Genomic DNA, 13,109 nt, shown 5'->3' on the forward strand with positions numbered 1-13,109 from the left:
AATAGAGGGGGCGGGCGCCTGATGGATCTTCAGCACACGGCCGCGCACGAGGCGTTCCGCGCCGCCGCGCGGGAGTGGCTCGCGGCCCATGTGCCGGCCGAGCCGCTTCCCTCGCTGGAGACGGCCGAGGGCTTCGAGGCGCACCGGGCGTGGGAGGCGGAGCTGGCCGCCGACCGGTGGTCGGTCGTCTCCTGGCCCGAGCGGTACGGCGGCCGGGGCGCCGACATCTTCGCCTGGCTGGTCTTCGAGGAGGAGTACTACGCGGCGGGGGCACCGGGCCGCGTCTCCCAGAACGGCATCAACCTGCTCGCCCCCACGCTCTTCGACCACGCCACCGAGGAGCAGAGGGCGCGCGTCCTGCCGTCGATGGGGCGCGGCGAGGTCATCTGGGCCCAGGCCTGGTCCGAACCCGAGGCGGGCTCGGACCTGGCGTCGCTGACGTCCCGGGCGGAACGGACGGAGGGCGGCTGGCTGCTGTCGGGCCAGAAGACGTGGTCGTCGCGGGCGGCGTTCGCCGACCGGGCGTTCGGGATCTTCCGTACGGACCCGGAAGCGGCGAAGCCGCACCAGGGCCTCGCTTATCTGATGTTCGACCTGCGCGCACCCGGCGTGACGGTCCGGCCCATCGGCCGCCTCGACGGGAAGCCTGCCTTCGCGGAGCTCTTCCTGGACCGCGTCTTCGTCCCGGACGAGGACGTCATCGGCGAGCCGGGGCAGGGCTGGCGGATCGCGATGTCGACGACGGGCAACGAGCGGGGGCTGACGCTCCGCTCCCCCGGCCGCTTCCTGGCCGCCGCCGACCGGCTGGTGGCGCTGTGGCGCGAGCGGGGCGAGGACCGGGGGGTCCGTGACCGGGTGGCGGACGCGGTGATCGGCGCCCGCGCCTATCAGCTCTTCACGGCGGCGGGCGCGTCGCGCTTCGCGGCCGGGGAGACCATCGGCGCCGAGTCCAGCCTCAACAAGGTCTTCTGGTCCCAGTACGACATCGAGCTGCACGAAACGGCGCTCGAACTCTTGGGACACGACGGGGAGTTGGCCGACGGCGACTGGGCCGAGGGGTATGTCTTCTCGCTCGCCGGCCCCATCTACGCCGGGACGAACGAGATCCAGCGCGACATCATCGCCGAGCGGCTGCTCGGCCTTCCGAAGGGCCGCCGCTGATGAGGTTCCTGCCGACCGGGGAGCAACAGGCGTTCGGGCACTCGTTGAACGCGATGCTGAGCGCCGCCGACCTGCCCGGGGCCGTCAGGGCCTGGGCCGCCGGAGACCCCGGGCCCGGACGCGGGGTGTGGACCAGGCTGGCCGGGGCCGGGGTCTTCTCCCTCGCCGCGTCGGAGGCGTACGAGGGCGTGGGGCCGCTGCCGGTGGAGACCGTGATCGCCTTCGTGGAGCTGGGACGCCACGCGGTGCCGGGGCCCGTGGTGGAGACGGCCGCCGCGGCGGCGCTGCTGGACGGCCTGGCCGCGCTCGGGGAGGACGCGCCCGCCAAGCGGCTGCTGCCGTCGCTCGCCGCCGGGGAGCTGACGGCGACGCTGACACTGCCCGACGCCGGACCGTACGTCCTGGACGCGGACGCGGCGGACGTCACCCTGGTCGTGACCGGCGCGGACCGGAACGAGTTGCGGCTCGCGCCCGGACACGGGCCCGTCCAGGTCTCCGCCGACCCCGCCAGGCGACTCGCCGTGCCCTCGCCGGGCGGGGAGCTCCTGGCCGCTGGGCCCGCGGTGGCCGAGGCCGCCCGGAGCGCCGCCGACTGGGCGGCGCTGGCGACCGCCGCCCAGTCCCTCGGCGTCGGACTGACACTGCTGGACCGCACCGTGGCGTACGTGCGGCAGCGCACCCAGTTCGGAACACCGATCGGCTCCTTCCAGGCGGTCAAGCACCGGCTGGCGGACACCCTGCTCGGCCTGGAGTTCGCCCGTCCGCTGCTCTACGGCGCGGCCGTGACGCTCGATCCCGGGGACGTCGCCGCCGCCAAGGCCGCCGCGGGCGAGGCCGGATACGCGGCCGCCCGCGCCGCGCTCCAACTGCACGGCGCGGTCGGCTACACCGAGGAGCTCGACCTCTCCTTGTGGTTGCGCAAGGCCCGTCCGCTGCGGGACGCCTGGGGCACGCCCGCGCGGTGCAGGGCGAGGGTGCTGGAGGCATGGCGTTCCTAGCCCAGGGAGTGTCTTTCGGATCTTGCCGGGCTCGCGTGCCTTGATCAAAAAGCGGCCCGGGCGCCGTCCTCGCGCGGCGCGCTGTCGTCGTTGCCGCGCCGGACCGTTCGCAGTGGTTGCCCCGGCCGCCAGGCCCGTACGACCAGGTCGTCCCCTTCGACGGAGGTCCTCACGACCTCCGTCAGCGCGACGCGGAAGAGATGGAACGGCAGGGGTGCTCCCACCTCGGAGGCGAACCGCTCCACCGTGTCCGCGTCGGTGACCTCGACGGCCCGGCCGGCGATCCGGACATCCCCTCCGTCCATGTCCGTACCGCCTCCGGGGTTGGCCTGCAGGGCGAAGCGCGGATCGCGCCGCAGGTCCTGCGCCTTGCGGCTGTTGGGCATCATGGCCAGCCACAGGTCTCCGGAGCGGATGTTCACTTCGAGCCCGCTCACCCTCGGCGAGCCGTCCTTGCGGAGGGTGGCGAGGACATGGTGGGTGTACTTCTCGAAGCGCTGCCGTACCGTCTCGGCGAAGTCGGGCTCCGCCGTCCCGAAGTCGGTCCAGCCGGTGCCCGTGGTGTCAGTGAGGTGCGTGTGCATGGGTTCATTGAACCGGCGATACCCGACATCTTCTGTCCGGTTTCAGAGAGACCCTTTCCGCTCGGCGGCGCTGCGCTCGACGCAGAACTCATTGCCCTCCGGGTCGGCGAGGGTCACCCAGCCGAGGCCGTCCTCGCGCCGGTGGTCGGCGACGAGAATGGCGCCGAGCGCGAGGAGGCGCTCGACCTCCTCGTCGCGGGTGCGGTCGGTCGGCTGCACATCGAAGTGGACGCGGTTCTTCGCCTTCTTCGGTTCCGGCACGGTGACGAAGAGGACGCCGACGCCGGGGGCCTCCACCAGGGCCTCGGGGTCACCGGGCTCGTCCTCGTCGGAGAGGCGGGCGTCGAGCACGGCGGCCCAGAAGCCGGCCAGGGCATACGCGTCCGTGCAGTCGACCGTCACGTGTCTCATCAGGGATGCCATGGCGCGACTATCCCCGGTCGACGGGCTCGGCGGCGAGGGGTTTTCGGCCGGGGCGGGTCAGCCGCCGGTGAGGGTGACGACGGCCGCGTGGCGTCGGGTACTGAGCGTGCCGGGGGTGTCCGTGCAGACCGCGGCGTCGTAGGGGCCGAGCTCCACCCGACCGCTCCGCGCGGGCCCGCCGATCTCCGCCGGCCCGTCGAGCGCGACGATCAGGACCGTCCCGCCGGGCGGGACGGTGACCGGGATCCGTCCCCGGACGACGGCGACGGCCGCCATGACGGCGCCCCGGCGGTACATGACATTGAAGTTGACGACCGGGCCCTCGATCAGACGGCCCTCGGTCGGCACGTCGCCGGGGAAGGGCCGGGGCGCGAACGGCTCGTCGACCGGATGCCGTTCGCGACCGACGGTGAGGTCCATGCCCCCGCCCTCGACGACGGTCAGGATCCGGTCCACGTCCGGGAACGTGGAGAACGGCCCGTCCGCCGTGACGTCCGCGAGGCTGACCCGCCAGGCGAAGTCGTCCATGGCGGCGCCCTCGGGTCCCGCGGCGATCTCCCGGGTCACCCCGCCGCCGTTCTTCCACGGCGCGGCCACCCGGTCCGCCGCTCTGAGCACCCGTACGGTCATGAGCCGACGATCCCCCGCGCGCGGGCGGCGGTGAGCCAGGCGGGGAACTCGGCGACGAGCCGGTCGTACAGCTCCCCGTCCGAGACCCGCCGGGGGTCCTGGCCGGCGTGGAAGAAACCGGCGTTGTCGACCGGTCGCTTCGCGGGGACCGCCAGTTCGTCGAGCCTGCGCAGGAAGTCGAACTGCTTGCTGCCCGGGTCGCCGAAGCCGATGAACTGCCAGAAGAGCGGAAGCCGCGCCGCCTTGCACACGTACCGTTCCGCGGCCAGCTTGTTGATGGGCCCGCCGTCGGTCTGGAAGACGACCAGGGCGGGAGCGGTGGAACCGCTGTCCAGGTAGTGGTCGATCACCGCGTCCATGGCCAGGTGATAGCTGGTCTTGCCCATGTGGCCGAGCCCGGCGACGATCCGGTCGATCCGCCCCTCGTGCTCCGCGAGCGCGATGTCGGTCTGCGCGTCGACATCCGTGGAGAAGAAGACGACGGGTACGCGTCCGTCGTCGTCGAGATGGGCGGAGAGCCCGAGGACCCGGTCGGCGAGCGCCTGGACGGTGCCGTCCTTGTAGTACGGCTTCATCGAACCGGAGTAGTCGATCACCAGATAGACGGCGACGCGCTGCCCGTCCAGGCCGTGCTTGCGCAGGGAGACACCAGCGCTCTTGTAGAGGCTGACGAGCGCCGGCGCGGTCTCCTCGACCTTGCGCAGACTCAGGGCCATGGGCGCGGCCTCCCTTCGGCGTACGGGGATGTCGAGGGTACGTGATCGTCGGGTGGCCGTGCCCGGCCGTCGCCCCCGGACTCCGCGGCCGTTCCCTGTTGCGGCCATGCCTGCTAGGAATATGACTGTTCGTCATACGGCCGAGGGCTGGGGGATGGCATGACCTCTCTGGACGGCAAGATCGTCGTCGTCACGGGCGCCGGACGCGGCCAGGGCGCGGCGGAGGCACGGATGCTGGCGGAGGCCGGGGCGCGGGTCGTGGTCACCGACGTCCGGGAGGACGAGGGCCGGGCCGTCGCCGATTCCCTGGGCGGGCACGGTCTGTTCGTGCGCCACGACGTGGCTTCGGCGGCGAGCTGGGCGGAGGCGGTGTCGGCCGCGCTCGCCGCGTTCGGCCGGATCGACGCGCTGGTCAACAACGCCGCCCTGTGGCGTACGGCCTCCGTCGAGGACGAGACGTACGAGAACTTCGAGACGCTGATCCGGGTCAACCTGCTGGGCCCGTTCCTCGGCATCCAGGCCGTGCTGCCCGCGCTGAAGGAGGCCGGGGGCGGATCGGTGGTCAATGTGTCCTCGACCGCCGGACTGGTGGGCATCCCCGGGCACGCGGCCTACGGGTCGACGAAGTTCGGCCTGCGGGGTCTGACCCGCTCCTCGGCACTGGATCTCGCGCGCTACGGGATCCGGGTCAACTCGGTGCACCCCGGCGCGATCGACACCCCGATGACGGCGGCCGTCACCGGCAAGGACTGGTCCCATGTACCACTGGGGCGGATGGGACGGCCCGAAGAGGCCGGGGAGCTGGTCCTGTTCCTGGTGTCGGACGCCTCGTCGTATGTGACGGGGGCGGAGTTCAGGGTGGACGGGGGGCTGACGACGGGCTGAGCGGCGTGGTGGCCGCCGTCCCGGCGACGGCCACCGCGCCCGCCCGGCCGCCCCCTCGGCCGCCCCGGTCCTGGTGACGCTTCTGCTTCCACCCGTGCTTCTAACCCTGGCCCTGGTCCCGGCCCTGGTCCCGGCCCTGGTCCCGGCCCTGGTCCTGGAACGCGGGCAGGGCGAAGATCCGCTGCCTGCCCGTGTCGTCCATCGACTCGACCAGGGGCAGGACCAGTTCCCACAGGTCCTGCCGTTCGACCTCGCGGGCCAGCGCGTCGAGTTCGCCGTCCGTGAGCGCGGCGGCGGCTTTCGCCACGGTCGTACGGGACTCCTCCGGCAGCAGCTCGACCAGCGGGAGGAACTCCGCCCACAGTCCGGTCGCCACGACGGCCCGTACGATCCCGCCGAGCACGGCCGCGTCACTCAGCGACGGCAGTACGGCGACGGCCCGCCGGTCCTCGTCGTCCAGCAGGGCGACGAGGGGGAGCAGTGACTCCCAGAGCTGCCGCTCGGCCACCGTGCGCACCAGGGAGTCGAGCTCTTCCTGGGGCCGGCGGGCGGCCAGCGCCGCGATCCTGCCGCGCTGCTCGCCGGTGACCATCCCGGCCACGGCGAGGGCCTCCGGCCACAGTCCCGCCTCGCTCGCCGAGCCGACAACCCGCTCCAGCCGCTTCTCACCCATCAACTCCACGATCGTGCCCAGCCGTTCGGGCAGGTCGATGGCGGCGCCCGTGCGCAGCACCACGTCGTCGGCGACCTGCGGCAGGATCCGCTCCAGTGCCGAGTCGCGCAGATGGCCGACGAAGCGGCCCATGGTGAGGTGGTCGCCGCGTTCGGCGAGGGTGACGGCGATCCGTATCAGCAGCTGCTCGTCCAGCCGGTCGACGATCCCGGCGATCTTCCGGGGGTCCAGGTGGGCACAGGACTCCGCGGTGAACGCGACCGGCAGCTTCTCGATGATGTCGGCGGCCCGGGCGGGCTCCAGCCTCCCGGCGACGGCGGCGGCGAGCCGCGGTCCGAGCGCCTTCTGCGAGATGGCGGCGGCCACCCCCGCCGGGACGAGCCTGGTCGCCCCGGCGATCCGGTCGAGCATCTCGGGCTGCCCGTCGAAGAGCGCGGCGACCGCCTGCTCGCGCAGCCGCCGCAGGTCCTCGACGGGCAGGGCCTGGAGGAACACGAGCCGCTCGGGTGTCTCTCCGAGGAGTGCGGCGACCTTCTGGATCTCGGCCGTGCCGCGCAGTGTGTCCATGACGTCGACTCCGCTCACTTGAAGAGGATGCGGCGAACGGGCCCGCGGGCGAGGGCGGGCACCAGCGTGAGGGCCTGCTCGGCCGCTTCCTCGAGCCCCGCGGCCCTGGACTCCCGCTCGCGGGCCAGCGCGTCGCTCAGCAGGGTCAGTTGATCCTCCGTCAGGCCACGGAGGCTGTCGGGCGGCGGTCCGCCCAGTTCCGTACCCAGACGCGTCAGTGCTGCGGTGCTCACGGGACCTCCCGGTGGGCGGACGGCGGCTCGGTCCCGAGCGTGGAGGGGAATTGACTTTTAGTCAATACCGGCGGAGGAAGGCCGTTCCGGGTCGGCGGGCGCCCATCTGCTCGTACGATCGGGAGGTGAAAACCGGCGGGACGCGGCGAGGCAGCCGAGAAGCACGGAGTCGATCGAGCGTGGCACACGGGATCAACGGCGCCGGCGGCCGCCGGCGGGCACTTCTCATCGGCATCACCGAGACTCCCTCGCTCCAGCAGGTGCCGGATCTCGCCAAGCGGTTTCCGCCCCTCTCCTGCGCCGACCAGGACGTCAAGCTGATCGCCAAGGCGCTGGAACAGTCGCGGTACGAGGTCAGCACCCACCACCCGGGCCACCGGGACCCGCTCCACCGGGACGTGGGCCGGGGAACGGTCCTGGGCCGGCTGCACGATCTCTTCGCCTCCTGCGAGCCCGGCGACACCGCCTTCGTCTATCTCTCCTGCCACGGCGAGTCCGTGAACGGGCGCGACTACCTCGTACCGGCCGACGCGCAGCCGGGCGCGCTGCACGACGACGGCACCAGGGGCCTGCTGCACGGCACCCTGCTCGCCGCCGACCCGCGCGACCTGCTCCATGGGCTCAAGCCGGGCGTGACCGCGGTGATCTGCCTGGACATGTGCCGCACGGCCGGTGCGCGCCCCGCGGCGGAGATCGAGGAGACCCTGCTGGTCGCCGGCGGGGAGGACGTGTTCTGGCTGCACAGCTGCGGACGCGGGCAGCAGTCCTTCGCCGATGCGACGGAGGGCAGTTACTTCGGCCGGGCACTGGGCGAAGCGCTCTCCCCGACCAGCCCGCCGACGACCTTCGGCGACATCGTCGAGTACACCCGCAAGACCGCGCGCCGGCTCGCCCGCGACCTCCCGCACCCGGCTCCCGACATCCAGCAGTACTTCCCGCACCAGCGCCGGGAGACCGCCACCGAACTCGTCCTCTGCGACGGCTCCCAGGAGACGCTGCGCTGGACGCGCTCGATCACCGAGTCGGGGCTCTGGGACCACACGAGCGGAAGCTCCGACCTCCACGAACGTGTCAAGGCCCGGCTCACCGACCTCGTTCTCCAGGTCGCCGAGGCCCGTTCCGGCGCCGGCGCCCATCTGGACGACCCGTGGGGGGACCCGGCGTTCCCCGTCCGGGTCGAACGGCACCTCGCCGACTTAGTACGCAGGGCCTCGCACCATGACATGGAGCGCCTGTCGCCCGCCGAGACCGCCGTCCTGCTCGCCGCGCCCGTGGTCTACGAAGGCGCGGTCGCCGTGGCGCTCGGCGAGCTGGCCACCCTCTTCGGCGACCGCGTGGACGCCGTCCCGTCACCGGACGGCCAGTCGTGCCCGCTCTCCGACCATCAGAAGCTGGTCCGCAGTGGGGTCACCGATGTGTGCCGCGCCCATTCACGGGTCCAGCGCACGACCGAGGCGCTGGGCCGTCGCCGGCTGCCGGAAGCCGCCCTCGCCGCGGACCACTGGCTGCGCCACCGGTACATCGCGGACTGGGACCGGCTCTGGGAACGCACCGGCGACTACCCGAGCGTCGACCACCTCGTCTCCCTGACCGTGGACGCCGTCATCGCCTCGGCCGAGGACCTCACCGCCCGGGCACCGACGGAGAGCGACCGCCACGGCATCGACCGCCAGGTACGCCAAGTGCTCGGGCACCTGACGGTGCGTCCCGGCAGCAGCCCCCGGATCAACGAAGCCCACCAGGACGACGACTGGAGCAACTACCCGCCCGTCAGAGGCAGCCAGTGGCGCGGCCGCGACCTCGCCCACCTGCTGTGGACGGCCGGTCTGCTCGCTGCGGACCCCCGGCGGATGTCCAGCGTGCTGATCGACCACCTCGTCGCGCACAAGCCGCTGGTCCCGCGGGACGTGGTCGCCGCGCTCTCCTCCGAATTCGCCTACGAGGACACGCGGGCGGCGGCCGAGAGCGAGGAGTACGGTCTGGCCGTCCGCTTCCGCTGCCCCCATCCCGCCCTGCACGCCGCGATCGAGGAACTCGCGGGCAGCGCCGACGCGTCGGTGCGCTCCCTGCACGGCTACTGGAAGAAGAAGCGCGGCACGAATCTGCCCGCCCTGCTGCGCGGCGTCCCGGTCGAGGTCACCACCGAGCATCTGGTGCCGCACCACGGCGAGTACACCAAACCGCTCGAACGGCTGCGGCTGGCGGAGGACGAGATCCGCCCCCTGCTCATGGGCACCCCGCTCTACGGGGACCGGACCCTCGCCGTACGGGAGCTGTACCAGAACGCGCTCGACGCCTGCCGCTACCGGGACATGCGGACCTCCTACGGCATCCGGCGGGGGCGCCCGGACCCGGAGTGGCGCGGGAGGATCACCTTCACCCAGGGCTGGGACGAGGAGGGCCGCCCGTACATCCAGTGCGAGGACAACGGCATCGGCATGAGCCGGGAGAAGCTGACCTCGATGTTCGCCCGGGCGGGCAAGCGGTACGAACAGGACCCGGACTTCGTCCAGGAACGCCGCAACTGGCGCCGCTACGGCATCGAGGACGTGGCGATGAACAGCCGGTTCGGCATCGGCGTCTTCAGCTACTTCATGCTCGCCGAGGAGGTGGTCGTCTGGACCGGACCGGTCGACTTCCACGGGTTGCCCGTGGCGAACGGGGCCCTGCGCGCGGACATCCACGCGGGGTCGAACCTCCTCCAGATCCGGCCGGCCGCCGACGCCCCGGTCAGCGGGGGCACCCGCGTCCGGCTCTACCTCACGGCCCAGGACGAGCCGCTGCCCTCGCTGGTGGACACCCTGAAGTCGCTGCTGTGGGTGAGCGACTACGAGGTGACGGCGAAGGAGTTCGCGCAGGAGGAGCCGGGACGGTGCGTGCGGAGCTCGCGCTGGCGTCCGGGGGTGTTGCGGCCCAGACAGCAGCGGTACGACCAGATGGCGTCAGGAGCGGACACCTGGCTCGTCCAGGGTCCCGGAAGGCTCCTCTTCGACGGTGTCACCATCAAGGACTCTCCGGACAAGTACGGCTACGTCTTCAATCTGCGCGAGGCACACAGCCCCGAACTGAGCGTCAACCGCAACCAGTTGATCTCGTACGACGAGGGCAAGGTCATGGGGGCCCTGCTGGACTCGGTGCCGGCGGCGCTCGAGGGATGCGGCGAGGTCTCGCTGAACTGGCTCTGGGCCCTGGCGCCCGCGGAACCACGTCTGGCGCTGCGCGTTCTGGAGGAACTGGCCGAGGACACCATGTGTGTGCTGGAGGAGGACGACGGGGACTTCGACACGGGTGGGGACCTCGTGGGGACGTTCCTCCTCTCCGAGGTCGGCTGCCTGCCGTTCGACAAGGTCATCCGCGACCGGGGGTCGCACTTGATGGACCTCCAGACGACGTTGTCGGCCTGGCGGAAGACCCTGCTCAGCGACCCGTGGCAGGAACCGTTCCAGCCGCGGGGCTATCCCTCGCCCGCTCCGCTCGACTTCGTCCTCTTCCCCGAGCGTGCCCCCGTGGCCGACTGGGAAGGACTGATCCGCGCGGCGGCCTCGCTCGACGTACCGCTGAGCGAGCTGGTGCGCGCCCTGCGGCGCTACGCGATCGTCGGCGTGACCGTCCCGGCGGTCGCGGACATCCGGGCGCTTCGCTCCGTGGGCATCGGCACACTCGAGGCGCGTCTCCACTCCGCCTACAAGGACTCCGCGGGCTATCAGCGCCGCGGCCTCTCCGCCGCCACCCATGCCCCGCTGGTCATGATCTCCGGTGAGTACGACGTCACCCTGGAGGAGGCCCTCGAAGCACTGCACACGCTCAGGTCGGTCGACACGACACTGCCCCCGGCCCCCCGGCTCGAACCCGGTCTGCTCGGCGAGCGGTTCTCCATGCCCGAGGTTGAGCTGATCGCGGGTTCGCCACCCGACGACGAGGAGCAGCACTCGTGGGTGGCGGGGGAGGTCTGTTCCCTCACCCTGATCCAGCGCGCGGACGACCCCGCGACCCGGGCCCATCTGGCCCAGCGTCTGCAGCACCTCGCCGCGCTCGGTTTCTCCCTCGACGACGAGCCGTCCGAGGCCACGCTCAACGCGCCGCCCCTGTCCTCGTACGAGAAGGAACTGCTGTCCGAGGACATCGACGCCGAAGAGCCCTGGTGCCGCGGCACTGTTCCGATCACGCATGTGCTCCGCTGCTCCGCCGACAAGGAGACCACCATGGGGGCCGTGGTCGACACCATCAACCGCCTCAGCGAGGTCACCGGCGTGCGCGCCCCGGAGCTCGCGGGTATCGACCCGGAAGCCGAGGCGCCGCCCTGGGCCTCGTTCGGTCGCCATGCCCGCGGCGAGCCGGGCCGGCCGATCGGCCCGTGGGAGGTCATCGACAGCCACAGGGCGCCGCGCCTGCGCCGCGGCTCCCCGTCCCGGCCCCAGCCGAAGCCGCGGACTTCACTGTCCGCGGAGCTGGAGCTCCTGGAGGCGTGCGGGATGCTCACCCCGGACTGCCGCTCGCAGGTGGAGGTGATCCAGAAGCACCTGACTCAGGTGATGGCTCTGTTCACGACCCCGGCGTCGGGCCGCTCCTTCGGCTCAGGCATGAGCAGGGACATGTTCAACTTCCTCCCGGCCCTCGACCAGGCGGGTGCCACCCTCGCCATCCTGACGGCCGCCGCGGCTCATCACGCCGTCTCCCTGGGAGAGATCGTCATTCGGTTCGGCCAACTGCCGGCCGAGCTCCCGCTGGAGGTGGCGAAGGTTCCGCCCGCAGCCCTCGCCCTGCGGCCCAGGATGGACCAGGTGGGGCTTCTGCTGGACACCACGGTTCGTTCCATCAGGTTCAAGGAACGGCTGACCATCGCCGAGCTGCTGGCGTACTGCGAAAGCCGGGCCGTCACCCTGGGCAGGGCGGTGGACGCCATCGCCGCCTACTCCACCCTCGGTGCCCCTCCGGTGCCCGGCGGGTTCACCGGCGACGACGCCACCGCACTCGCCGGCCTGGTTCCCACCGCCCTCGACCAGGCGGCCTTCGAGGAGGACCTCATCACCTCGGACACCCTCGGCCCCCTCGAACTCGTCCGTATCGCGGGCCGTTTCGACTGGACGCTGGCCGCTGCCTACGAGCGCTACGCCCCCTACCGCTGCCTCGGCGTCGACGTCACCGTCTCCCCGCCCTCCCCCCGGGAGGCCGCCCTTGTCCCCGACTGGCGGGACGTCGTCATCCTCACCCGGCAGCTGACCGGACGTGCCCCCGCGCTCATGGGAACCGTCGACCCCGATCACATCGTGCTGTGTGCCGAGGAGACCGATCTGTCGGAGGCCGAGGTGCGGGAGCGGCTCGGGCTCTACGCGAACCTCTTCTCGCTCACTCTCCCGACAACAGAGGGCCGGAACGCATGAGTTCATTGATCCCGTACGACGACTCCGTGACTCACGACCCGCCCCAGACCGGTTTCGCGTGGGCCCGTCACCGCGTCGGGCAGGACCGGTACGAGGCGACCGGCACCTGCCCGGTCTGCCAGTGCGCGATGACCAAGCGCTGGCCGGTCGGGCAGCACACCGTCGCCAAGGGCGGCTTCCTGGGCCGGGAGGCCGGTCCGGACGCGTCGAAGCCGTGGTACACGGTCTGCACCTGCCGCTCGCTGCACATGGGACGGCCCGCGGGCGAGGACGGCTGCGGGGCCGGGCTGTACATCGCGCTGCCTCCCGCCGGGCTTCCCCGATGAGCGAGTTCACGCCCCAGCAGCTGCGGGACGCCGACCGCAGGGCCCGGGAGATGGGTGAGCCGAGGCGTCAGCTGGAGGGCGCCAGGACACAGGCCGAGGGGTACCGCAACTTCCTGACCTCGCTCACCGGGCTGCTCACCACGGTCTTCGTGCTCAAGGGCCAGGAGAACCTGAGCAAGCTGCCGCACGGGCCACGCCTCTGGGTGATCGGGCTGCTCGTCGCCGCGTTCGTCACACTGATCCTCGCGTCCTGGCTTGCCGTCTCCGCCGTCCACGGCCGCCCCGGCGAGACCAGGGTCCTGGAGGCCACCCAGATCCTGCGCTACGAGACGAAGCGAGCCCGCACGATCTGGAAGCTGATCGAGTGGGCTCGCTGGCTCGGTCTGATGGGGGTGCTGTGCGTGGCGGCGGCGGTACTCGTCACGTGGGTCGCCCCCTCGTCCGCGTAGGGCGTCCGCCCCGGGACGCGCCGCGGCGCCTGCCATCGGTCCGGTCGGGGACTCGGCAGGCGCCGCGATCAGTTCCGTACGCC

General features: G+C 72.0%; 12 protein-coding genes. 6 read left to right on the forward strand and 6 right to left on the reverse strand.

Annotation, left to right across the window (positions count from 1 at the left end; translation table 11 throughout):
• Positions 1-21 precede the first annotated feature (21 nt).
• Complete coding sequence (locus ACZ5VC_RS01210; protein WP_469118056.1) at positions 22-1,161, forward strand: acyl-CoA dehydrogenase family protein; 1,140 nt, start codon at positions 22-24, stop codon at positions 1,159-1,161.
• Positions 1,161-2,159, forward strand: coding sequence for an acyl-CoA dehydrogenase family protein (locus tag ACZ5VC_RS01215; RefSeq protein ID WP_469118057.1), 999 nt, complete (start codon positions 1,161-1,163; stop codon positions 2,157-2,159). The genes ACZ5VC_RS01210 and ACZ5VC_RS01215 overlap by 1 nt, the downstream gene beginning before the upstream one ends.
• A 44-nt stretch (positions 2,160-2,203) precedes the next feature.
• Here the strand turns inward: ACZ5VC_RS01215 and ACZ5VC_RS01220 are convergent, their stop codons facing one another.
• Genes ACZ5VC_RS01220 through ACZ5VC_RS01235 form a run of 4 tightly spaced genes read right to left on the reverse strand, consistent with a single transcriptional unit; the run spans position 2,204 to position 4,512 of the window.
• Positions 2,204-2,743 carry a pyridoxamine 5'-phosphate oxidase family protein gene (locus tag ACZ5VC_RS01220; protein WP_469118058.1) on the reverse strand — a complete coding sequence of 180 codons (540 nt, stop codon included), beginning with the start codon at positions 2,741-2,743 and terminating at the stop codon, positions 2,204-2,206.
• Between the two features lie 42 nt (positions 2,744-2,785).
• Positions 2,786-3,166, reverse strand: coding sequence for a VOC family protein (locus ACZ5VC_RS01225; protein ID WP_469118059.1), 381 nt, complete (start codon positions 3,164-3,166; stop codon positions 2,786-2,788).
• Positions 3,167-3,223: 57 nt separating this feature from the next.
• Positions 3,224-3,796, reverse strand: coding sequence for a HutD/Ves family protein (locus tag ACZ5VC_RS01230; protein ID WP_469118060.1), 573 nt, complete (start codon positions 3,794-3,796; stop codon positions 3,224-3,226).
• Positions 3,793-4,512 (reverse strand): vWA domain-containing protein, encoded by a 720-nt coding sequence (locus ACZ5VC_RS01235; RefSeq protein ID WP_469118061.1) that lies wholly within the window; start codon positions 4,510-4,512, stop codon positions 3,793-3,795. Before ACZ5VC_RS01235 ends, ACZ5VC_RS01230 begins: the two co-directional genes overlap by 4 nt.
• 159 nt (positions 4,513-4,671) lie before the next feature.
• Here ACZ5VC_RS01235 and ACZ5VC_RS01240 point away from each other — a divergent pair, with 159 nt between their 5' ends.
• A complete protein-coding gene (locus tag ACZ5VC_RS01240; protein ID WP_469118062.1) occupies positions 4,672-5,397 on the forward strand; it encodes an SDR family NAD(P)-dependent oxidoreductase in 726 nt (241 codons plus the stop codon).
• Between the two features lie 100 nt (positions 5,398-5,497).
• On the opposite strand, the gene ACZ5VC_RS01245 is transcribed toward ACZ5VC_RS01240, so the two are convergent.
• Positions 5,498-6,655, reverse strand: coding sequence for a hypothetical protein (locus ACZ5VC_RS01245; RefSeq protein WP_469118063.1), 1,158 nt, complete (start codon positions 6,653-6,655; stop codon positions 5,498-5,500).
• Positions 6,652-6,870 (reverse strand): hypothetical protein, encoded by a 219-nt coding sequence (locus ACZ5VC_RS01250; protein ID WP_469118064.1) that lies wholly within the window; start codon positions 6,868-6,870, stop codon positions 6,652-6,654. Before ACZ5VC_RS01250 ends, ACZ5VC_RS01245 begins: the two co-directional genes overlap by 4 nt.
• 179 nt (positions 6,871-7,049) lie before the next feature.
• Between ACZ5VC_RS01250 and ACZ5VC_RS01255 the strand changes: the two genes are divergently transcribed.
• The 3 genes from ACZ5VC_RS01255 to ACZ5VC_RS01265 are packed head-to-tail and all read left to right on the forward strand — an operon-like array spanning position 7,050 to position 13,026.
• A complete protein-coding gene (locus ACZ5VC_RS01255) occupies positions 7,050-12,251 on the forward strand; it encodes an HD domain-containing protein (RefSeq protein WP_469118065.1) in 5,202 nt (1,733 codons plus the stop codon).
• The gene (locus ACZ5VC_RS01260; protein WP_469118066.1) at positions 12,248-12,577 is read left to right on the forward strand and encodes a hypothetical protein; all 330 of its coding nucleotides are present in this window, start codon (positions 12,248-12,250) and stop codon (positions 12,575-12,577) included. Before ACZ5VC_RS01255 ends, ACZ5VC_RS01260 begins: the two co-directional genes overlap by 4 nt.
• Positions 12,574-13,026 (forward strand): hypothetical protein, encoded by a 453-nt coding sequence (locus ACZ5VC_RS01265; RefSeq protein ID WP_469118067.1) that lies wholly within the window; start codon positions 12,574-12,576, stop codon positions 13,024-13,026. Before ACZ5VC_RS01260 ends, ACZ5VC_RS01265 begins: the two co-directional genes overlap by 4 nt.
• Positions 13,027-13,109 lie beyond the last annotated feature (83 nt).

It is taken from the genome of Streptomyces sp. NPDC033174 (assembly GCF_055577795.1).

Coding starts and splice junctions, on each gene's coding strand:
- ACZ5VC_RS01220 (WP_469118058.1), bottom strand. CDS start 2,743: ATGCACACGCACCTCACTGACACCACGGGCACCGGCTGGACCGACTTC.
- ACZ5VC_RS01225 (WP_469118059.1), bottom strand. CDS start 3,166: ATGGCATCCCTGATGAGACACGTGACGGTCGACTGCACGGACGCGTAT.
- ACZ5VC_RS01235 (WP_469118061.1), bottom strand. CDS start 4,512: ATGGCCCTGAGTCTGCGCAAGGTCGAGGAGACCGCGCCGGCGCTCGTC.
- ACZ5VC_RS01240 (WP_469118062.1), top strand. CDS start 4,672: ATGACCTCTCTGGACGGCAAGATCGTCGTCGTCACGGGCGCCGGACGC.
- ACZ5VC_RS01230 (WP_469118060.1), bottom strand. CDS start 3,796: ATGACCGTACGGGTGCTCAGAGCGGCGGACCGGGTGGCCGCGCCGTGG.
- ACZ5VC_RS01215 (WP_469118057.1), top strand. CDS start 1,161: ATGAGGTTCCTGCCGACCGGGGAGCAACAGGCGTTCGGGCACTCGTTG.
- ACZ5VC_RS01260 (WP_469118066.1), top strand. CDS start 12,248: ATGAGTTCATTGATCCCGTACGACGACTCCGTGACTCACGACCCGCCC.
- ACZ5VC_RS01210 (WP_469118056.1), top strand. CDS start 22: ATGGATCTTCAGCACACGGCCGCGCACGAGGCGTTCCGCGCCGCCGCG.
- ACZ5VC_RS01265 (WP_469118067.1), top strand. CDS start 12,574: ATGAGCGAGTTCACGCCCCAGCAGCTGCGGGACGCCGACCGCAGGGCC.